Origin of the sequence: Kocuria sp. p3-SID1428 (assembly GCF_025149945.1) — a bacterium.
Classification (GTDB): domain Bacteria; phylum Actinomycetota; class Actinomycetes; order Actinomycetales; family Micrococcaceae; genus Kocuria.
On record NZ_JALXVH010000046.1, the window covers coordinates 1 to 19,787 of the forward strand.

Here is a 19,787-nt window from a genome sequence, read left to right on the forward strand (position 1 = left end):
GGGGTCGTCTGCGCGGGAGCCTCGGACGGGACGGGGTTCCTCAGCGCTCGAGGTGCTCCACGAGCCTGGGGGCGATCCCGATGTAGGTCTGCGGCGTGAGCTGGGACAGGCGCTGCTCGGCGGCCTCGGACAGCCCGAGCTCGGCCACGAACTCCTGCAGGCGCTGCTGATCCACGCGGTGGCCGCGGGTCAGGTCCTTGAGGCGCTCGTAGGGGTTCTCCATGCCGGGGGTCCCGGCGATCGCCTCGGCGCGCATGACGGTCTGGATCGCCTCTCCCAGGACCTCCCAGTTCTCGTCGAGGTCGGCGGCCAGGACATCGTGGGCCACATCCAGGCGCTGCAGGCCCTTGGCGACGTTCGAGGTCGCCAGCAGCGAGTGCCCGAAGGCGGTGCCGATGTTGCGCTGGGACGACGAGTCCGTGAGGTCGCGCTGCCAGCGCGAGGTCACGAGCGTGGCTCCCAGGGTGTCCAGCAGCGCGCACGAGATCTCCAGGTTGGCCTCGGCGTTCTCGAAGCGGATCGGGTTGACCTTGTGCGGCATGGTCGAGGACCCGGTGGCGCCCTCGACGGGGACCTGGCGGAAGACGCCGATCGAGATGTAGGACCAGATGTCCGTGCAGAGGTTGTGCAGGATGCGGTTGAACCGGGCGACGTCCGCGTAGAGCTCGGCCTGCCAGTCGTGCGACTCGATCTGCGTGGTCAGGGGGTTCCAGCTCAGCCCCAGCCCCTCGACGAAGGTGCGCGAGACCTCCTGCCAGTCGGCCTCCGGTACGGCGGTCGTGTGCGCGGCGTAGGTTCCGGTGGCGCCGTTGATCTTGCCGAGGAACTGCGTGGAGCCGATCCGGGTGAGCTGGCGGCCCAGGCGATGGGCGAAGACCGCGAGCTCCTTGCCCAGTGTGGTGGGCGTGGCCGGCTGGCCGTGGGTGCGCGAGAGCATGGGGGCCTGTGCGCTGTCGGCGGCCAGCTGGGAGATCTGCTCCACGAGCTCGCGGGCGGCCGGGGCCCAGACCAGCTCGACGGCATCGCGCACGCCCACGGCGTAGGCGAGGTTGTTGATGTCCTCGGAGGTGCAGGCGAAGTGCACCAGCGGGATCAGGTGCTCGAGGCCCAGCGCGGGCAGCCGGTGCCCGATGTAGTACTCGACGGCCTTGACGTCGTGGACGGTCACGGCCTCGATCTCGGCTAGCTCGGCGATGCCCTCGGCGCCGAAGTCCTCGACGATGCGGCGCAGCCCGTCGATCTGCTCCTGGCTCAGCGGCTCGATCCCGGGCAGCACGCGTCTGGCGCACAGGTGGATGAACCACTCGACCTCCACGTGGATCCGGTTGCGGTTCAGCGCCGCCTCCGAGAGGTGGTCGATCAGCGGGGCGACCGCCGGGCGGTAGCGCCCGTCCAGGGCTCCGAGGGCCAGGGGCGGCTCGAGCCCGCCGAGCGGGATGCGGGCCGTGGGATCGTCGGTCGAGGGTGCGGAAGACTGAGACATGCAGACATTCTTCCATCCTCGGGCGGTGTCCCGAGGCCTGCCGCGAGTGCGCGCGCCTCGAGCGCACGATCTGTCCGGAGCGGGCTCGGCGCCCGGTCCTCGTGCGGCGGCCCGGCGCTACAGTGGGGATCATGTCCTCCGTCACGCCCCGCGCCGCCCTGTCCGCCCTGCCCGACTACGCCGCGGGCCGTCCCCCGCAGGCCGTCGCGGGCCTCGAGGCCTTCAAGCTGTCGTCCAACGAGAATCCGTGGGGTCCCGTCCCGGCGGCTCAGGAGGCCATCGCCCAGGCGGCCCAGCGCATGCACCGCTACCCGGATCCCACGGCCGCGCCGCTGCGCGAGCGGATCGCCCAGCACCTGGGCGTGCCCGCCGATGACATCGTGACCGGCGCCGGAAGCCTGGGCGCCCTGACCCAGATCATCGCGGCCTTCGCGGGAACCTCCTCCGACGGCACGGGCGATGAGGTCATCTACCCCTGGCGCTCTTTCGAGGCCTACCCGATCGTCGTGGGGACCGCAGGCGCCGTGAGCGTGCAGGTCCCCAACCTGCCGGACGGCTCGCACGACCTCGAGGGCATGCTCGCGGCCATCACCGAGCGCACCCGCGTGATCCTGCTGTGCTCGCCGAACAATCCCACCGGCCCGTCGCTGCGCCAGGACGAGACGGAGCGCTTCCTGGCCCGGGTGCCCGAGGGCATCCTCGTGGTGCTGGACGAGGCCTACCTCGAGTTCCAGGGCGACCCGGAGCTCGTCGAAGGCGTGCGCACCTACCGCGCCCACCCGAACGTGGTCGCGCTGCGGACCTTCTCCAAGGCCCACGGCCTGGCCGGTCTGCGCGTGGGGTACTCGCTCTCGCAGCCGGAGGTCACAGCCTCGCTGCGCAAGGTCGCGACCACGTTCGCGGTGACCGAGATGGCCCAGACCGCGGCGATCGCCTCGCTCGATCACCTGGAGCAGGTCCAGGAGCGGGTCCAGCGCATCGTCGACGAGCGCGAGCGCGTCCTGGCCCGGCTGGCGGAACTGGGCTGGGACGTCCCGCAGACGCGCGCGAACTTCGTGTGGCTGCGGCTGGGCGAGGACGCCCGCCGCTTCGCCGAGGCCTGCGCGCAGCAGGCGCTGTCGGTGCGGGCCTTCGACGGGGACGGCGTGCGGGTCAGCATCGATGTGCCCCAGGCCAACGACAGGTTTTTGGAGATCTGCTCCAACTTCCAGACGCCCGCGCGTCACGTAGTCTCATGAGACAGCTTCGTCTCCGGGCTCTGCGCGCAGCAGACGGAGACGCAGGCATGAGCTGCCGGGCCGGACGGCCCGGGGCCGTGCCGCCGCGTGAACCACACCTGGAGGTGTCCCATGGCGCAGGCCGACGAGCTCCCGGAGCGGGGGCCCGAGCAGGAGCAGCCCGGCGCTGAGCAGCCGTCCCCGGAGACTGCCCAGGTCGCTGAGGCCGCCGAGGTCGCCGCCGACGTCGCTCCGGACGGATCGACCGCAGGCCCGGTCGCGGATCCCCATGACGCCCGTGCGAGCGCCGGCACCGGAGCGCACCCCGCGGCCGTGGCCGCGACCATGCCCGTGGTCCGCCTGCTCGACGAGAACGGCGTCCGCCAGCACGACGAGCGCTTCTCGCGCTGGGTCGAGGACGTCGATGCCGAGGCGCTGCAGCGGATGCACCGCTCGATGGTGCGGGCGCGCCGCCTGGACGAGATGGCCACTGCGCTGCAGCGCCAGGGCGAGATGGCCCTGTGGCCCCCGCTGCGCGGCCAGGAGGCGGCCCAGGTCGGCTCGGCGCTGGCCCAGGGCGAGAACGACTACGTCTTCCCCTCCTACCGCGAGCATGCCGTGGTCCTGGAGCGCGGGGTCCCGGCCGAGCGGGTCCTGGTGCAGTTCCGTGGGCACGCGGCCTCCGGCTGGAAGCCGTCCGAGACCCGGACCCATGTCTACTCGCTGGTGCTGGCCTCCCAGGTCCCGCACGCGGTGGGCTACGCCATGGGCATGGTCCAGGACCGTCGGCTTGCCGAGGAGGCGGGGGAGCCCGCGCCGGAGCCCGGTGCTGTCACCGTCTACTTCGGCGACGGCGCCTCGACCGAGGGCGAGATCCACGAGTCCATGGTCTTCGCCGCCTCCTACGACGCCCCCGTGGTGTTCTTCGTGCAGAACAACCAGTGGGCGATCTCGGTGCCGTTCTCCACGCAGTCCCGCGTGCCCCTGGCGGCCCGGGCGGCCGGCTATGGCTTCGAGGGCGTGCGGGTGGATGGCAACGACCCCCTGGCCGTGCTGGCGGTGACCCGCTGGGCGACCGCCGAGGCTCGCGAGGGACGCGGACCCGTGCTGATCGAGGCGGAGACCTTCCGACTGGGCGCGCACACCACCGCAGACGACCCCACCAAGTACCGCCTCTCCGCAGAGGAGGCGCAGTGGGCGCAGAAGGAGCCCCTGCTGCGCATGCGCGCCCTGCTCGAGACGGAGCTCGGCGTGCAGGAGCAGTGGTTCCAGGACCTGGAGGAGGAGACCGACCAGTGGCTGAAGGAGGTCCGCTCCGAGCTGCTGCGCTCCGATCCGGGTGAGCTGGACCAGCGCTTCGACGTCGTCTACGCGCAGTCGCACCCGCTCGTGGAGGAGGAGCGGGCCTGGCACCGCGACTACGCCGATTCCTTCCTGGACGGCGAGGGCGGACCGGGCGCAGACGCAGGGCAGAGCCAGGAGGGGCAGAGGGCATGAGCGAGCAGCAGACGCGCACGGGCGGACCCATGACCGTCCGGGCCACTCTGGCCAAGGCCCTGACCATGGGCATGCGCCGGGCCATGGGGGAGGACCCCCGGGTCCTGCTCATGGGCGAGGACATCGGCTCCCTGGGCGGGGTGTACCGCGTGACCGAGGGGCTCAAGGGGGAGTTCGGCGCGCACCGGGTGCTGGACACCCCTCTGGGCGAGGCCGGGATCGTGGGCGCCGCCACCGGGATGGCCATGCGCGGGTACCGCCCGGTGTGCGAGATCCAGTTCGATGGCTTCACCTTCCCTGCCTACAACCAGATCACGACCCAGCTGGCCAAGATGCACGCCCGCACCGACGGCGACGTCACGGTCCCGGTGACCATCCGCATCCCCTACGGCGGGCTCGTGGGCTCGATCGAGCACCACTCCGAGTCCCCCGAGGCCCAGTTCTCGCACACTGCCGGGCTGCGCATCGTCTCGCCGTCCTCGCCGCAGGACGCCTACTGGATGATCCAGCAGTCGATCGCCTGCCCCGATCCCGTGATCTTCTTCGAGCCCAAGCGCCGCTACTGGCTCAAGGGTGAGATCGATCTCGAGAACCCGAGCACCGCCGATCCCTTCAGCGCCCAGGTGTTGCGCCAGGGCTCGGAGCTCAGCCTCGTGGCGTGGGGTCCGCTGGTGCCCGTGGCCATGGCCGCCGCAGAGGCCGCCGCGCAGGAGGGCCGCTCGGTCGAGGTGATCGACCTGCGCTCGCTGTCGCCGATCGACTTCGCGACCCTTGAGGCCTCGGTGCAGCGCACGGGGCGCATGGTCGTGGCCCACGAGGCCCCGGTCTTCTCGGGGCTGGGGGCCGAGATCGCCGCGCGCATCACGGAGCGCAGCTTCTACAGCCTCGAGGCCCCCGTGATCCGTGTGGGCGGCTATCACATGCCCTATCCGCCCGCCGGGGTCGAGGCGGACTACGTCCCGGATCTGGATCGCATCCTGGACGGCATCGACCGGGCCTTCGCCTACTAGTCCAGCCCACCGCGCATCCGCGCGCCGCACCGTCGCTTCCGAAGGATTCCCGCATGGCACAGATCTTCCGCCTCCCCGATGTCGGCGAGGGGCTCACCGAAGCCGAGGTCGTCACCTGGAAGGTGCGCGTCGGCGACGAGGTCGTCGTCGATCAACCTCTCGTAGAGATCGAGACCGCCAAGTCCCTGGTCGAGCTGCCCTCGCCTTGGGAGGGCGCCGTGCTCGAGCTGCTCGCCCAGGAGGGCGAGACCCTGGAGGTGGGCGCAGGCCTGGTCTCGATCGGAGACTCCGCCGAGGCGCCGGGCTCGCGACCGGATCCGGGCTACTCGGGCACCGGTGCCGAGGCACGTGCTGCGAGCGAGCCGGAGGCTCCGGCGCCGTCCTCGGACGCGGGATCCGGGGAGGAGCCGGAGCAGAAGCCGCTCGTGGGATCGGGGCCCAAGGCGGATCCGGTCGTGCGCCGGCAGCGCTCGCGCCGACCCGCCCGACAGGAGCCTGCGAGTCCCGAGGCTCCCGCGCAGCAGACCGAGCCCTCGCGCGGTCGCGGCGCGGCCGAGCCTGCCGGCGGACGATCCTCGCTGGGCGACGGCATCGCGGATCTCCTCTCCCGCGCCGGCCTGGGGCAGGGCACCGGCTCGCGCGGGGACCGGCTGGCACGCCTGGCCGGCGGCGGCTCTCGGGACTCGGCAGGGACCCCGGCAGGCACCGGCGGCGCTGCGCAACCGGCGCGGGCCTCCCAGCCGGCCCTGGCCAAGCCGCCCGTGCGCAAAGCCGCCAAAGAGATGGGCATCGACCTGCGAGAGGTCTCCGGCACGGGCGAGGCCGGTCAGGTCACCAAGCGCGACCTGCTCGCCTACGCCGCGCACCTGCGCGAGGTCCCGGAGGGTCCCGACGGCTTCTGGGTCTCCTCGGATGCCCCAGGCGCCGGAGACCGGACGCAGCGGATCCCGGTCAAGGGCGTGCGCAAGCTGACCGCGCAGAACATGGTGAAGTCGGCGTTCACCGCCCCGCACGTGTCGATCTTCGTGGACGTCGACGCCACCCGGACCATGGAGTTCGTGAAGCGGCTGAAGACCTCCGATCACTTCGAGGGCGTGAAGGTCACCCCGCTGCTGCTGCTGGCCCGGGCCGTCATCTGGGCCGCGGCGCGCAATCCGCAGGTCAACGCCACCTGGACCGACCGCGAGATCGTGATCAAGCGCTACATGAACCTGGGCATCGCGGCGGCGACCCCGCGCGGGCTCATGGTCCCGAACATCAAGGATGCCCAGGACATGAGCCTGCGCGAGCTGGCGATCGCCCTCAACGAGCTGACGGCCACGGCCCGCGCCGGGCGCACCCAGCCCGGGGACATGCAGAACGGCACCCTGTCGATCACGAACATCGGCTCGCTCGGGATCGACATCGGCACCCCGATCATCAACCCCGGCGAGGTCGCGATCGTGGCCTTCGGGACCATCAAGCAGAAGCCGTGGGTCGTGGACGGGGAGATCATCCCGCGCTGGATCACCACGCTCGGCGGATCCTTCGATCACCGCGTGGTCGACGGCGACCTCTCGGCCCGCTTCATGGCGGATGTGGCCAGCATCCTCGAGGAGCCGGCGCTGCTGCTCGACTGAAGGGGGCGGCATCCCGGGACCGAGCCGTCCTCAGGACCGGAAGCAGCCGTCCAGATGCGCGGGGGCCATGCCCGTGCGGGCGAGCACTCGAGCGGTCGTGCCGGGCCCCGCGTGCGCCAGGCCCTGCTCGCGAAGACGGCGCACCACGACCTGGACATGCTCCGCTCCCTCCTCCGGGGCCAGCGCCTGTTGCCAGTGCTCGCACGACCAGCCGCGCACGGCGCGAGCGGCCAGGACCACGGCGGTGAGCTTGGCTCGGTTGCGGATCAGGCGGCGGTCCAGCACCAGCTGATCCACGGTGTCGTCGTCGAGCCCGGCCACGATCTGCGGGTCGAAGCCGCTGAAGACCTCCTCGAGTGCAGGCAACCGCGACACGGAGGCACCCGGGGCCAGACCGGCCTGCAGGATCTCCAGGCACAGGGCCCGCAGCCACTCGGACGGCTGCTGCGGGGCGGAGCCCCAGGCGGTGTCGTGATCGGCCAGCACGTGCGGTGAGGACAGCGCCCATGGGCAGCGCGGCAGCCCGTCGGCGCACAGCACCGGGCTGAGCAGGATGGCAGCCGCATCCGCAAGGGGGCGGTCCGGCCAGGACGGTGTCGCAGCGGGCGGGAGGGCGGTCTCGGCGGTGTGCATGGCGGAACGCTACGGTCGGGGCCGCTGCCGAGCGGGGCTCGGGAGCCGATGTGTGCGCTACGAGCCCCGGCGAGGCCGCAGCTGCGCCCTGTGGAGCCTGAACCCCGGGAGCTCAGAACTCCGAGATCTCGCCGGTGTCCTGCGCGATCTCCAGGGCGATCGCGTCCTCGTCGTCCTCGCCCGGGTCGTGCACGATCAGCACCGCCGTCGGGTCGTCGGCAGGGAAGGCGCGGATCGTGACCGAGCCGGCCTGGGCGGCATCCAGCACAGCGGCGGACTCCCGCCCCACGATCCGGAGGATGCGCTCGGGGAGCGCGGAGCCGCGCTCGTCCAGGATGTCCACCGAGACGCCGCGCTCGCGGGCTCGCCGTGTCGCCTCGAGCAGCTCCGGCGTGGAGATGGACCGGCCGCGGATGGAATCGCGCAGCTGGGCCTCGATGACCCGGAAGCGTCGCAGCTCGCGATCATCCACGGGGCTCGAATCGTAGGCGATCCGCTCGAGCGAGGGGCCCGCGATCCGGCGGACCTCGTGCATGCGCCGGATCGAGGCGTTGACGGTGTCCTGCTCGGCGTCGTCGTCGGTGCGCGCCGAGGCGCCCAGCGCCCGGGCCTCGCGGCGTCGATCCAGCAGGCGCTCGACCTCCGTGATGACCAGCGTGGCGATGACCAGGGTGCCGGCGGCCGTGGCCATGGGCGCCATGCCCATGAGCATCCCGTGCTCGGAGCGCGCGCCGAAGGTCGCGCCCAGAGCGGCCGCGATGAACACGGTCCCCCAGGCCCAGGCGATGCGCTGGCGGATGGCCAGGACGATCAGGAACAGGTGCAGCCCCTGATAGCCCCAGTGCTGCGACAGCAGCGGAAGCCGCGCGGGATCGGCGTCGTGGGTGAGCGCCAGGCACGAGACCATGGCCACCACGGCGGTGATCACGGGAAGCTCATCGAGGCGCCGAGGCCCGGGGATGATCACGAGCAGGACCGCCGACAGGTAGGGCAGAGCGGAGACCAGCTGCAGCTGCGGCTGATCGAGCACCGACAGCTGCGGCAGACCCACGATCAGAGCCGGCAGCAGGAAGGCCAGCAGCGCCCCCAGGAACAGCGCGGTGGACCGGGCGCGGCCTTCCTCGGCAGGCCTCATGGCCCACTGGGCCATGAGGTCCAGCAGGCGGCTGCGCAGCCCGACGTCGACGTCTGCGCGGTACCTGGCGCCGCGGCGCCTAGTCCGACGGATGGGCATCGCTAGGCCACAGGATCCGGATCCGCGTCCCGCGGTGCGGGGCGGAGGCGACGTCGACGCTGCCGCCGGCGTTCTCGACATTGCCGATGATGGAGACGCGCACGCCCAGGCGCCGGGAGTCCATGGAGCGCATCTGGAACCCCTTGCCGCGATCCAGAACCTCGAAGGTGAGATAGAAGCCGAACGGATTCAGCGCGGTGGGCGGGCAGGCCCCGCCGTCCATGGTGACGAAGGTCGTGGCGGCTCCCGAATGCCGTGCGCTGTTGGACACCGACTCGGTCACCGCATGGATCAGCGCCTGGCCGGTGTCCGAGGGCAGGAAGGCTCGCGTGTGGCCCATGGGGCGGATGTCGGGGACCAGGACGTTGAAGCGCACCCGCGATCGCCAGGGGGTGAGGGCGTCCAGCAGCTCGTCCATCAGTGTGTGGACGTAGGTCGTGGCGATGCCGGTGGCGCGCTTCTCCTCGAACTCCAGCACGCTCAGTGCCCGCATGGCCAGCTCCCGGGTGCGCTTGGAGACCGGGCCCGGGGCGCGGGAGGCATCCAGCAGCGCGGCCATGACGTTGTCGTGGATCAGCCGGTCCAGGCGTTCCTGCTCATCGCACTGCGTGCGAGAGCGGCGCAGCGCGGTGGCATGGGCGATCGCGGTGCTGTAGTCGGTGTCGGCGTTGTCGGCGGCGCGCAGGGTCAGCGGGATCGCCATGGCCAGCAGGATCGCGTAGAGGCAGTCCGCGGTGGTCTGGACCATCTCGGCCTGCAGCGGGTAGCCCGCCGGCATCTGCACGGCATAGACCCCCAGGCTGATCAGGGCCCAGCCGATGACGGCCAGCGAGGCGATCGCGCCCCAGGTCATCGCGGTGAGCCCCGCGGCGAGGATCAGCAGGAACGACAGCCACGGAGGAGAGATCTCGTAGGCCGGCGCCCAGATCGGAGCCAGCGAGGCGTAGCACAGCATGATCAGCACCACGGCGGCCGTGGAGGGCCAGGTGAGCACGCGGCGCCGTGCGCCGAAGTAGAACATCAGTCCCGTGCAGATCTGCAGCCCGATGAAGAACAGGGTGCTCAGCACCGCGGGGGCACCGCTGAGCACGCTCACCGAGGGCAGCGCTGCCAGTGAGCTGGAGAACATGGCCACCGCCGCGCACAGCTGGCCCATCCACTGCAGGCGGTAGACGTTCGGGCCCATGGTCCCGGCCGAGACCGGCGAGGGAAGCCGCGAGCGCAGGGCCCTGCCGTGGTAGCGCTTGAAGTCCTGTGCGGGCGGCTCGGCTGCGTGAGTCATGGGCGCGCGTCGTCCCCTGGGAGCAGGAGGAGCGGGATGCTCAGCGGCGGATCTCGACGTTGTTGACGTCGGCCTCGGGCTCGACCAGGCCGTCCTCGATCGCGCGGATGCGCAGGTCGATCTTGGTGGGGGCCGGGCGCCCGATGCGCGCGTACTTCTCGCGGATGCGGTCGATGTTGGTCTTCACGGCGGACTGCTTGATGCCCATGCGGCGGGCCACCTGCACCTGGGCGAAGCCCGAGGCGTACAGGCGCAGCGTCTCCTGCTCGCGCGGCGAGAGGTTGGCGCGGGCGAACTCGATGTCGCCGTCGATCGCGGCCGCCAGCTCCTTGGTGATCACCGGCTTGCCGTCGGCGATGTTGCGGGCCTCCTCGATCGCGTGCTCGAGCGGCTCCGACTTGCGCACCAAGCCGAGGGCGCCAGCGCGCAGGGCCTCGCGGATCAGGGCGGCGTTCTCCCCGATGGAGAAGATCAGCACCTTCATGCCGGCCTCGCGCAGCCGCTCGACGTTCTCCGAGGGGCGCGAGCGGTCCGTGAGCGAGAGGTCCAGCAGCACGACGTCGCACTCGATGCGCTTGGCTCCCGGAGCGGTCAGGGCGGTGTTCTCCGGGTCGCGGCCCAGCTGATCGATCAGGCCGGGCACGGTCGAGGCCGAGCCCACCAGCTTGACGTCCGCCTGGGAGGTCATGGAGACGAGACGGATGCCCTCGCGGACGACCTCGTGGTCATCGACGACGGCGACGAGCGTGGACGGCATGTGACACCTCTGGGAGGTCGGCGGAATCGGACGGCCTGAGGGTCTGTCTGGGTGACGGACTGATGACCTCTCAGGCAGGTGCGGCCCCCGAGACGGAGCGCGCGTCTGCCCCGAACAGGCGCGGTCTCCGGCGTATGGGCTTGCGTCAGTGTAGTCCAGCGCGGGGCCGTCGAAGAGGATCTGTGTCCTACTGTCCATGAATATGACTTGAGAATCGCCGAGTCGGTCGCTCGCCCGTCCTGCGGGGGCCCCGGCCCGATCTCGGGGCCGCCGCCGGTGCGCGCACAGCCCGGGCGGTATCCTCGGTCTCATGCCTGAGCAGACAGATGACCCGGCGGCCACCCCAGGATCCTCGCGGGAGCTCCTCGCGACCCGGCCGTGGACCTCCTCCTACGACGACGGCGTCGCCCATGACATCGACCTGCCCGAGACCTCGCTGATCCACATGCTCGAGCGCTCCGTGGCGGTCAACTCGCAGCGCGTGGCCCTCGAGTTCTTCGGAGCGCGCTGGAAGTACTCCCGCCTGGGCGCCCAGGTCGAGCGCGCCGCAGAGGGGCTGCGCCGGCTCGGGGTGGGCCGCGGCGACAGGGTGGCTCTCGTGCTGCCCAACTGCCCGCAGCACATCGTCGCCTTCTACGCGGTGATGCGACTGGGCGCGATCGCGGTGGAGCACAACCCGCTGTACACCGCCGCCGAGCTGCGCCACCAGTTCGAGGACCACGGCGCCAAGGTCGCGGTGGTCTGGGACAAGACGGTCGAGACCGTCCGCAGCCTCCCCGGCGATGTGGCCGTGGAGAGCATCATCTCCGTCGACATCACCCGCTCCATGCCGCTGCCCATGCGCACCGCCCTTCGCCTGCCCGTGCGCCGCCTCAGGCAGCAGCGCGCGGCGCTCACTGCCCCGGCCTCCGGGGCCACGGACTGGGAGCAGCTGCTCTCCCACGGGCCCCTGGCCTACGACCACCCCCGCCCGGGCGCGGAGGACCTTGCGATCATCCAGTACACCTCGGGGACCACGGGCCAGCCCAAGGGCGTGATGCTCAGCCATCGCAACCTCGAGTCCAACGCCGTGATGGGCCGCGAATGGCTGCACACCGGCTCCGACGAGGTCGTCTACGGGGCCCTGCCGCTGTTTCACGTCTTCGGCATGACCCTGGGCATGACCTTCGCCATGTCTCTGGGAGCCACCCTGGTGCTGTTCCCCACGCCGCGCGCGGATCTGATCGTGGGCGCCATGAAGCGCACCCCGGCCACGGTGCTGCCGGCCGTGCCGCCGATCTACCAGAAGGTCATGGAGCTGGCCGATGAGAAGGGCCGCTCCCTGGAGGGCATCACCGTGGGCGTCTCCGGGGCCATGGCGCTGCCGCATCACCTGGTCGAGGAGTGGGAGGCGCACACCGACGGCATGCTGATCGAGGGCTACGGGCTCACCGAATGCTCTCCGCTGGTGGCCTGCAACCCGCTCAACGACACCCGCCGCACCGGCTCGATCGGCATCCCGTTCCCGTCGACCGACATCCGCACCGTGGATCCCGAGACCCTCGAGGACACCCCCGTAGGAGAGCCCGGCGAGCTGTGGGTGCGCGGCCCGCAGGTCTTCCAGGGCTACTGGAAGCGCCCCGCTGAGACCGCCGAGATCCTGCAGGACGGCTGGCTGCGCACCGGCGACATCGTCACGGTGGACGACGACGGCTTCCTGCGCGTGGTCGACCGGCTGAAGGAGCTGATCATCACCGGCGGCTTCAACGTGGCTCCGACCGAGGTCGAGCACGCGCTGACCACTGCTGAGGACGTCGCGGAGGCCGCCGTCGTGGGGCTGCGGGGCGAGGACGGCTCGGAGGTCGTGGTGGCCGCCGTGGTGACCTCCCCGGACCGCACGTTCGACGAAGCCCGGCTGCGCGAGCACTGCTACGGCAAGGTCACCCGCTACAAGGTGCCCCGACGGATCATCGAGCTCGACGAGCTGCCGCGCACCATGCTCGGCAAGATCCAGCGCCGAGAGGTCCGCCAGCAGCTCGAGCAGCTGGGCGTCGACCTGGCCCGTCGCAGCTAGGCCGCGTCCATGGAACTGCGCCAGCTCACCTACTTCATCGCCGTCGCGGAGGAGCGCCACTTCGGGCGCGCGGCCAAGCGGCTGCACATCGCCCAGCCGCCGCTGTCGCAGCAGATCCGCCAGTTCGAGGAGCAGCTGGGCGTCAAGCTCTTCGACCGCACCACCCGCCGCGTGGACCTCACCGCGGCCGGGGCGCTGATGCTCGAGCGCGGGCGCAGCATCCTCAACGACGTCGAGGCGCTGCAGGCGGACGTCTATCAGGTCGGCCAGGGCGCCACGGGTGTGCTGCACGTGGGCTTCTCCGGGTCCTCGACGTACAGCGTGATGCCCCGGATCGTGCGCGCGGCCGGCACGGCGTACCCCGGGCTGGCCCTGGATCTGCACGGCGAGATGCTGACCCCGGCCATGGAGCGGGGGCTGCTCGAGCACACGCTCGACGCCGCGATCCTGCGCCCTCCGGTCTCCAGCCCGGAGATCGACTTCCGCATCATCAACCGCGAGCCGCTCGTGGTAGCGCTGCCCACGCACAGCCCGCTGGCCTCGGACCGGCCGCTGTCGATGGTCGAGCTGACCGAGCAGCGCTTCGTGACCTACCCGCCGGAGTCCGTGATGTACCGGATGACCGCGGACCTGTGCCGCGGGGCCGGATTCCAGCACCGCGTCTCGCAGATGGCCCAGGAGACCTCCACGATCCTGTCCTTCGTGGCCGCAGGCGGCGGCGTGGCGCTGATGCCCGCCAGCGTGCGCAGCGTCCAGCTGCGCGGCGTGCGCTACCGCGAGCTCGAGGACTCCCCGCACGCGGAGCTGGCGGTCGCCTGGCGGCGCGAGGACCGCTCGGTGCTGCTGTCCAACTTCATCCAGCTGGTCACCGAGCTGGCCGATGAACCAGAATCCGAGGGCCAGCCGGGTCCCGACCCCATCGAAAGGCCTATGCCCTGATGCAGATCGCAAAGATCGAGGCGATCCCCTACACGATCCCGTACTCCACCCCTCTGCACTTCGCCTCCGGCGCCGTCCACGAGGCCAATCACGTGCTGGTGCGCATCGAGACCTCGGACGGGGTCGTCGGCTGGGCGGACACCCCGCCGCGGCCGTACACGTACGGGGAGACGCAGAAGTCGATCGTGGCCGTGATCGAGGACATCTTCGCCCCGCAGCTGGAGGGGCTCTCGGTCTTCGACCGGGAGAAGGCCCAGGCCGTCATGGCGCGGACGATCCACAACGAGACCGCCAAGGGCGCGGTGGACATCGCCCTGTGGGACTGCCTCGGCAAGATCCTGGGCCGACCCGTCACAGAGCTGCTCGGCGGATTCTCGGATCACATGCGCGTCTCGCACATGCTCGGCTTCAAGCCCGCGCAGGAGCTGCTCGACCTGGCCCTCGAGTTCCGCGAGACCTACGGCATCGACACGTTCAAGCTCAAGAGCGGCCGCCGCCCGCTGTCGCTGGACGTGGAGGCCGCCCGCGTGCTGCGCGAGGGCCTGGGCGAGGACACCGAGATCTACATGGACTCGAACCGCGGCTGGAGCGCCAATGAGGCTGCAGAGGTTCTTCGCCGCACCGCGGATCTCGGGCTGAGCTTCCTGGAGGAGCCGGACGACGCCCGCGAGGTGCTGGGCCGTCGTCGGCTCGTGGAGAAGTCCGCGATCCCGATCGCCGCCGACGAGTCCGCGCCCAACATGGGCGAGGCCGCGCGCGAGATCCTGACCGGGGGAGCGAACCTGCTGTGCGTGAAGACCGCGCGCACCGGGTTCACCGAGTCCGCCAAGATCGTGGGTTTCGCCCAGGCGGCCGGCGTGGACGTCTACGTGGGCAACCAGATCGACACGCAGATCGGCTCTGTCGCCTCCGTCGTGTTCGGCGCGGCGTTCGAGCACACCCACCGCCGGGCGGGCGAGCTGTCCAACTACCTGGACATGGCCGATGACCTCATCGCCAGGCCGCTGACGATCGCCGACGGGAAGATCATGGTCCCCGACGTCCCGGGCGTGGGCACCGAGCCCGATCTGCAGAAGCTCGCCGCGCACCGCGACCGCTGCGCGAGCGCACCCCGAACTTGGCGTAGATGCGGGTCAGGTGGAACTGCACCGTCTTCTCCGCGATGAACAGCGCTTGGGCCACCTCCTTGTTGGTCGATCCCCCGGCTACGAGCTGGGCGACGGCCTGCTGCTGGGCGGTCAGCTGCACGGCCTCGGAGCCGATGTGCAGGGCGTCGGGGCCCTGCCTGCGCAGATCTGAGAGCCCGTCCGTGCCGGTCTGCTGGGCGGCCGGCACGAGGGCGTTGGCCCCGGCGGCCTTCAGCTCCCGGTCGCATCGGGACACGTAGGTCTGGGCGCCCAGGGAGGCGTAGAGCTCGCGGGCCGAGCGCAGAACTCGCGAGGCCAGCCGCCGCTTGCCGGCCCGCCGCATGCTCTGCCCGTAGGCGAAGCGCACCCGGGCCTCGAGATAGGGACGGCGCCTCGAGCGCAGCGCGTCCAGCGCCCGGTCGAAGAGCTCCTGGGAGGCTTCGACCTCTCCGCGCGCGGCCAGCAGCCGCCCCTCCGCCCATGCCATGTGGGCGGCGTCGGCCGGGAAGGACGAGGAGGGGGCGACCGATTTGAGCTCGTCCACGAATCCCTGGGCCTCGTCGAGCTGATCGGTCATGACCAGCGAGTTCACCAGGGTGTCCTGCCAGGACCAGAACGGCTCGCGGCCGGCAGTGACCGGATCAGCCGTGCGCAGCGGGCGCAGGGCCTCCAGCGCGGACTCGTAGTCCGCCCGGGCCTCGTGGTAGTGCGCTCGGGCCAGTGCCGCCGGGATCATCATGCTGCGGTAGCCGCCGGTCGGCACGACCGTCAGGGACAGGAAGTGCTCGGCGCGGTCCCAGTCGCCTCGCATGGCGTTGAGCTCGGCGGCGGTCCAGTACAGCAGAGGCCGCATCAGGCGTATGCCCGAGGACTCGAGGCGCACGGAGGCATGGGCGATCGTGGCGGCCGCGGCGTCCCAGTCGCCCAGGATCAGCTGGCAGCGCGCCAGCCAGGACTCGGCCCACAGGGAGATGCACAGCGATCCGCCGCGGTACTCGGTGGGCACAGCCTCCTCGAAGCGCAGGCGGGCCGTCTCCACATCGTCGGTGCGCAGGGCCAGCCAGGCGCAGCCCATGAGCAGTCGCTGCTCCTGGGCGTTGCCCACTGTCGTGCCCGGATCATCGAGGTACGGCCGCTCGGCCTCGTCCAGGCGCCGCGAGGCGAACAGCCCCAGGCCGTACATGGCGCAGGCCTCGACGCTGATGTGATGCGGCGCCTCGGCGAGCTCGGCTGCGCGCTCGCCCCAGGTGACGATGCCCTCGCCGTTCCAGTCGGCCAGGGCGTGCAGCGTGTGCCGCAGGGCGATGCGCGCTCCGGCGCTGGGATCCAGGTCCTCACGCACCGTGCGCCAGGCCATGGCCAGCTGCGCCGCCGCCGTCGATCGCCGCCCCGTGACGACGGCCAGGTAGCCCAGCACGGAGGCGCGCAGGGGAGACGGCGGCATGGACTCGATGACGCTGACCAGGCTCGCGGCCTGGGTGATATCGCCGGCGCCGATCAGGGCGTCGACCCCGCGCAGCAGCCGCAGGTCGCCGTCGCGGCGGCCCAGAGAGAGCCGAGAGGCCGAGAGCATGGCTGAGGCGACCTCCGACCAGCAGCCGTCGGCCGCCTGGCGCTCGGCATAGGCGACCAGCTGCAGGGCCAGCAGTTCCTGAGGACCGGGAGAGGCCGCGACCAGGTGGCCCAGCCGCGCGCCCTCATCGGCCACGACCTCCGCGGCAGCCCGGTGCAGGGCGAACCGGCGGGTGGGGGCGATCTGCTCGTAGACGGCGGCGGTCGCGCTGGGCTCCACGAAGTGCACCGCGGAGGGCTGCCGGTCCATGCTCAGGCGAAGCAGCCCGGCGGCGTGGCCCTCGTCGACGACGGGCAGGAAGTGGGACAGCTGCGCGAGAGCGGCCACCTGCTGCAGAGGCGCGTCCTGCCCCAGCACGGAGACGGCTTCGGCCATGCGCAGCAGCTCGGGAGAGGCTCGACGCAGCTGGGAGGCCACCCGGGCGCGCGTGCGCCGCGACGGAGGCAGCTTCGGCAGCCAGCCGTGCCATTGCTCCGCGGGGACCTCCTGGAGCAGCTCGACCACGGACTGCGGGTGGCCCTCGGTGTGGCGCAGCAGCTCGTGGACCGTCGTCATGCTCAGCTCAGCACCCACGATCTCGCGGCCCAGGGCGGCGACGGCCTCGGCCTCGAGCGGAGGCAGGTGCAGCACCTCGGTGGGATAGCCGGTCAGATGGTCGATGATCCCGGTCGGCAGCCCGGCGGCCTGGTCCAGGTCGACGGCGAAGAGGAAGAGCACCCGGCAGCTGTGCAGCCGTCGCGCGGCGAAGATCAGGATGCGCAGCGAGTCCTCGTCGAGCCACTGCAGGTCGTCGATCACGACGATCACCGGCCCGCGGTGCTGCTGGGCCTCCAGGTGGGTCTGCAGGGTCTGGGCGTAGTTCAGCGCCTGGTCGGGGGTGAGCCGCTCGACCACCTGCGAGGGCGGCTGCGGGCCGCCGTCGAACCCGGAAGGACTGCGCAGAGGGGCGCTGCCCATCAGCTGGGTGTAGCCGGCCAGCGGGAGCGCGGACTCCCAATCGCTGCCGCTGGCGGAGAGGACCGTGCGACTGCGGGACGAGGTCTGGGCGAGCAGCTCGCGCAGCAGCCTGGTCTTGCCGATGCCCACCGGCCCGGAGATCACGGCGGTGCGGGGATGACCGCGGCGCACCTCCTGGTAGAGCCGCAGGAGGTGCTCGAGCTGCGCATCGCGCCCGACGAGCGCGACATCGCCGGAGCTTCCGCTGGGAGCGAGGGGCATGGGCCGATCATAGCGATCGCGCCCCAGCGGCCCGGGGCTCGGGCCCGGGAAGGCTCGACCACGCGGGATCTGCCCGAGAAGGAGGGGCCGGCCGACTTGAGGGAGTCGACCGGCCCCGGTGAGCCGTGCCCGAGCGCTCAGCCCTGGTCGCCGCCCACCGGCAGCACGGAGCAGGTGATGTAGGAGGCCTCGTCGGAGGCCAGGAACACGATCGGGGCGGTCTGCTCCTCGAGCGTGCCGTAGCGCTTCATGTACGAGGAGTCGACGGTCTGGTCCACGATCGTGCGGTACCAGGCCTCCTCCTGCTCGGTCTCCGGGCCGGGTTCGCGCTGGACGGCACGCGGGGGAGCGAGGGTGCCGCCGGGAGCCGTGGCCACCACGCGCACGCCGCACCCGGCGACCTCGAAGGCCAGCGCCTTGGTCAGGGCGTTGACGCTCCCCCCTGGCTGCTGCGTACGGCACGCGGTTCAGCCCGCCGGTGGCCACCGAGGACACGTTGACGATCGTCCCGGAGCCGGGCTCGAGCATGGCCCCGCGGTGCGCGCAGGCGTTGATGATGCAGTGCCGCTGCTCGTCCTTGTCGCTGGTGATCACGACGGGGGTGCGGCCGATGTTGGTCGTGTTGTAGTCGCCGACGTTCGGGATCTGCGACTCGTGGGCCAGGGAGATTCAGTTGCCCTCGAAGATGTACTTCATCTCGAGCTCGAAGACCTCTTCGTCGGTGAAGATCTCGCGCTTGGCGCGGATCACGCCGTTCTCGTGGTCGTCGATGACGGCGTCGTCGATGACGTCGTGCAGATGGCTCAGGTTCTCAGTCACGGCTCCTCCTGGAGTGTCGACCGGACCGCCCCGGAGGTCTCCTCGGGCGGGCGCGCCGCTCGTGCCTTCCGCGGTGCGATCTGTGGAAAGTGCGGCGTGCATCGATGATGTACCAAGTCCGGGGCCCGGTGACGGCGGTCACACCAGGGGAATGCCTAGTGGGGGGCAAGGGGTTCGAATGTGTTGATTCAAGAAGAGAAACGACACAATTGATATTTGTGATGTGAGCAATGAGCGACTTAGTCTTGGCTGTATCGCACATCACATGCGCGGGCGAATCCCTCGTCCCGGCAGGATGTCCGCAGGCCCTCCGGGCCCGTGGACTGGGGCGCCGCGGCTGACAGCCGGCGGCGGGGACGGCTCCGCATCGACGCGGCGCAGCCATGGGCGGTGTGCTCGCGTCGGCAATCTGAACTACGTGGAGGTCGACATGACTGATACCCGCAAGGAGAACGAGGGCACCGCCGTCGAGGCCGGCTCGCTCGCCACCCAGCGCTTCGCCGAGTCCGGCAAGCTCTCCGGCCTGAATGTCCCGGTCGAGCGCGTCAACGCGATCGCCTCGGACCTGGTCGACGCCCTGAACGAGATCGCCGTGAAGCACAGCGCCACGTACGAGGAGTTCAACGCGTTCAAGTCCTGGCTCATCAAGGTCGGCTCGGACGGCGAGTGGCCGCTGTTCCTCGACGTGTGGCTCGAGCACACCATCGAGGACATCAACTCCCAGGACCGTCCGGGCGTCGTCGGCACGATCGAGGGCCCGTACTACGTTCCGAATGCCCCGCAGATGCAGACCCCGGCCACGCTGGAGATGCGCGAGGACGAGGAGGGCACCCCCATCGTCTTCCAGGGCGACTTCACCGACACCGCGGGCAACCCGATCAAGGATGCGACCGTCGAGATCTGGCATGCCGATGCCCAGGGCTTCTACTCGCAGTACGCCCCGGAGCTGCCCAAGTGGCTGTTCCGCGGCACTGTGGCCGCCGATGAGAACGGCCACTTCGAGATCCACACCAAGCGTCCGGCGCCGTACCAGATCCCCACCGACGGCGCCTGCGGCCAGCTGATCGCAGCCGCCGGCTGGCACGCCTGGCGCCCGGCCCACATCCACATCAAGGTCCACGCTCCGGGCTACCAGCTGGTCACCCAGCAGCTGTACTTCCCGGGAGATGTCCACAATGAGGACGACATTGCCGGCGCGGTGAAGCCCGAGCTGATGCTGGATCCGCAGGACAACCCGGACGCCCCGGGTGAGATGGCCACCTACAACTACGTCCTGGCCCGCGAGGGCGAGACCAAGTGAGCAGCCTGCGCTGAATCCGCCAGGCC

At 71.0% G+C, this 19,787-nt stretch carries 15 protein-coding genes and 2 pseudogenes; 8 read left to right on the forward strand and 9 right to left on the reverse strand.

The features are described 5' to 3' along the window. Positions 1-40: 40 nt before the first annotated feature. Complete coding sequence (gene purB, locus M3E84_RS09805) at positions 41-1,483, reverse strand: adenylosuccinate lyase (RefSeq protein WP_259896003.1); 1,443 nt, start codon at positions 1,481-1,483, stop codon at positions 41-43. A 131-nt stretch (positions 1,484-1,614) separates the two neighbouring features. Between purB and hisC the strand changes: the two genes are divergently transcribed. The 4 genes from hisC (at position 1,615) to M3E84_RS09825 (ending at position 6,826) form a co-directional block, all read left to right on the forward strand. After that, complete coding sequence (gene hisC / locus M3E84_RS09810; RefSeq protein ID WP_259896004.1) at positions 1,615-2,721, forward strand: histidinol-phosphate transaminase; 1,107 nt, start codon at positions 1,615-1,617, stop codon at positions 2,719-2,721. 111 nt (positions 2,722-2,832) lie between these two features. Further along, a complete protein-coding gene (locus tag M3E84_RS09815; protein ID WP_259896005.1) occupies positions 2,833-4,197 on the forward strand; it encodes a thiamine pyrophosphate-dependent enzyme in 1,365 nt (454 codons plus the stop codon). Continuing rightward, the gene (locus M3E84_RS09820; RefSeq protein WP_259896006.1) at positions 4,194-5,207 is read left to right on the forward strand and encodes an alpha-ketoacid dehydrogenase subunit beta; all 1,014 of its coding nucleotides are present in this window, start codon (positions 4,194-4,196) and stop codon (positions 5,205-5,207) included. The genes M3E84_RS09815 and M3E84_RS09820 overlap by 4 nt, the downstream gene beginning before the upstream one ends. A gap of 53 nt (positions 5,208-5,260) precedes the next feature. Then, positions 5,261-6,826 (forward strand): dihydrolipoamide acetyltransferase family protein, encoded by a 1,566-nt coding sequence (locus M3E84_RS09825; RefSeq protein WP_259896007.1) that lies wholly within the window; start codon positions 5,261-5,263, stop codon positions 6,824-6,826. Between the two features lie 30 nt (positions 6,827-6,856). Here the strand turns inward: M3E84_RS09825 and M3E84_RS09830 are convergent, their stop codons facing one another. The 4 genes from M3E84_RS09830 to M3E84_RS09845 form a co-directional block, all read right to left on the reverse strand. Further along, complete coding sequence (locus tag M3E84_RS09830) at positions 6,857-7,459, reverse strand: DNA-3-methyladenine glycosylase I (RefSeq protein WP_259896008.1); 603 nt, start codon at positions 7,457-7,459, stop codon at positions 6,857-6,859. A 112-nt stretch (positions 7,460-7,571) separates the two neighbouring features. Next, entirely contained in the window at positions 7,572-8,693 is a 1,122-nt protein-coding gene (locus M3E84_RS09835; RefSeq protein ID WP_259896009.1) for a hypothetical protein, read from the reverse strand. Continuing rightward, positions 8,674-9,975: a sensor histidine kinase gene (locus M3E84_RS09840; RefSeq protein ID WP_259896010.1), complete on the reverse strand. Its 1,302-nt coding sequence runs from the start codon at positions 9,973-9,975 to the stop codon at positions 8,674-8,676. The genes M3E84_RS09835 and M3E84_RS09840 overlap by 20 nt, the downstream gene beginning before the upstream one ends. Before the next feature lie 40 nt (positions 9,976-10,015). Further along, positions 10,016-10,732: a response regulator transcription factor gene (locus M3E84_RS09845; protein WP_006213896.1), complete on the reverse strand. Its 717-nt coding sequence runs from the start codon at positions 10,730-10,732 to the stop codon at positions 10,016-10,018. A 310-nt stretch (positions 10,733-11,042) separates the two neighbouring features. Between M3E84_RS09845 and M3E84_RS09850 the strand changes: the two genes are divergently transcribed. From M3E84_RS09850 to M3E84_RS09860, 3 genes are read left to right on the forward strand one after another with little or no spacing between them, the layout of a single operon-like run. After that, the gene (locus M3E84_RS09850; RefSeq protein WP_259896011.1) at positions 11,043-12,785 is read left to right on the forward strand and encodes a long-chain-fatty-acid--CoA ligase; all 1,743 of its coding nucleotides are present in this window, start codon (positions 11,043-11,045) and stop codon (positions 12,783-12,785) included. Between the two features lie 9 nt (positions 12,786-12,794). Beyond that, positions 12,795-13,724: a LysR family transcriptional regulator gene (locus M3E84_RS09855; RefSeq protein WP_259896012.1), complete on the forward strand. Its 930-nt coding sequence runs from the start codon at positions 12,795-12,797 to the stop codon at positions 13,722-13,724. Next, positions 13,724-14,890 carry a mandelate racemase/muconate lactonizing enzyme family protein gene (locus M3E84_RS09860; protein WP_259896013.1) on the forward strand — a complete coding sequence of 389 codons (1,167 nt, stop codon included), beginning with the start codon at positions 13,724-13,726 and terminating at the stop codon, positions 14,888-14,890. Before M3E84_RS09855 ends, M3E84_RS09860 begins: the two co-directional genes overlap by 1 nt. On the opposite strand, the pseudogene M3E84_RS09865 reads toward M3E84_RS09860, so the two are convergent. From M3E84_RS09865 to M3E84_RS09875, 4 genes and pseudogenes are all read right to left on the reverse strand, one after another. Continuing rightward, positions 14,880-17,642 (reverse strand): annotated as a pseudogene (locus M3E84_RS09865) (AAA family ATPase); the annotation flags it as partial. The gene M3E84_RS09860 and the pseudogene M3E84_RS09865 sit on opposite strands and share 11 nt — an antisense overlap. 137 nt (positions 17,643-17,779) lie before the next feature. Continuing rightward, entirely contained in the window at positions 17,780-18,028 is a 249-nt protein-coding gene (locus tag M3E84_RS09870) for an SDR family oxidoreductase (RefSeq protein ID WP_259896014.1), read from the reverse strand. Positions 18,029-18,209: 181 nt separating this feature from the next. Beyond that, positions 18,210-18,311 (reverse strand): annotated as a pseudogene (locus M3E84_RS12415) (hypothetical protein); the annotation flags it as partial. Next, a complete protein-coding gene (locus tag M3E84_RS09875; RefSeq protein ID WP_259896015.1) occupies positions 18,312-18,461 on the reverse strand; it encodes a hypothetical protein in 150 nt (49 codons plus the stop codon). A 430-nt stretch (positions 18,462-18,891) separates the two neighbouring features. Here M3E84_RS09875 and catA point away from each other — a divergent pair, with 430 nt between their 5' ends. Further along, positions 18,892-19,761, forward strand: coding sequence for a catechol 1,2-dioxygenase (catA, locus tag M3E84_RS09880; protein WP_259896016.1), 870 nt, complete (start codon positions 18,892-18,894; stop codon positions 19,759-19,761). Positions 19,762-19,787: the final 26 nt, after the last annotated feature.

Coding starts and splice junctions, on each gene's coding strand:
- purB (WP_259896003.1), bottom strand. CDS start 1,483: ATGTCTCAGTCTTCCGCACCCTCGACCGACGATCCCACGGCCCGCATC.
- M3E84_RS09825 (WP_259896007.1), top strand. CDS start 5,261: ATGGCACAGATCTTCCGCCTCCCCGATGTCGGCGAGGGGCTCACCGAA.
- M3E84_RS09820 (WP_259896006.1), top strand. CDS start 4,194: ATGAGCGAGCAGCAGACGCGCACGGGCGGACCCATGACCGTCCGGGCC.
- M3E84_RS09835 (WP_259896009.1), bottom strand. CDS start 8,693: ATGCCCATCCGTCGGACTAGGCGCCGCGGCGCCAGGTACCGCGCAGAC.
- M3E84_RS09860 (WP_259896013.1), top strand. CDS start 13,724: ATGCAGATCGCAAAGATCGAGGCGATCCCCTACACGATCCCGTACTCC.
- M3E84_RS09855 (WP_259896012.1), top strand. CDS start 12,795: ATGGAACTGCGCCAGCTCACCTACTTCATCGCCGTCGCGGAGGAGCGC.
- M3E84_RS09830 (WP_259896008.1), bottom strand. CDS start 7,459: ATGCACACCGCCGAGACCGCCCTCCCGCCCGCTGCGACACCGTCCTGG.
- M3E84_RS09850 (WP_259896011.1), top strand. CDS start 11,043: ATGCCTGAGCAGACAGATGACCCGGCGGCCACCCCAGGATCCTCGCGG.
- M3E84_RS09815 (WP_259896005.1), top strand. CDS start 2,833: ATGGCGCAGGCCGACGAGCTCCCGGAGCGGGGGCCCGAGCAGGAGCAG.
- hisC (WP_259896004.1), top strand. CDS start 1,615: ATGTCCTCCGTCACGCCCCGCGCCGCCCTGTCCGCCCTGCCCGACTAC.
- M3E84_RS09845 (WP_006213896.1), bottom strand. CDS start 10,732: ATGCCGTCCACGCTCGTCGCCGTCGTCGATGACCACGAGGTCGTCCGC.
- M3E84_RS09840 (WP_259896010.1), bottom strand. CDS start 9,975: ATGACTCACGCAGCCGAGCCGCCCGCACAGGACTTCAAGCGCTACCAC.
- catA (WP_259896016.1), top strand. CDS start 18,892: ATGACTGATACCCGCAAGGAGAACGAGGGCACCGCCGTCGAGGCCGGC.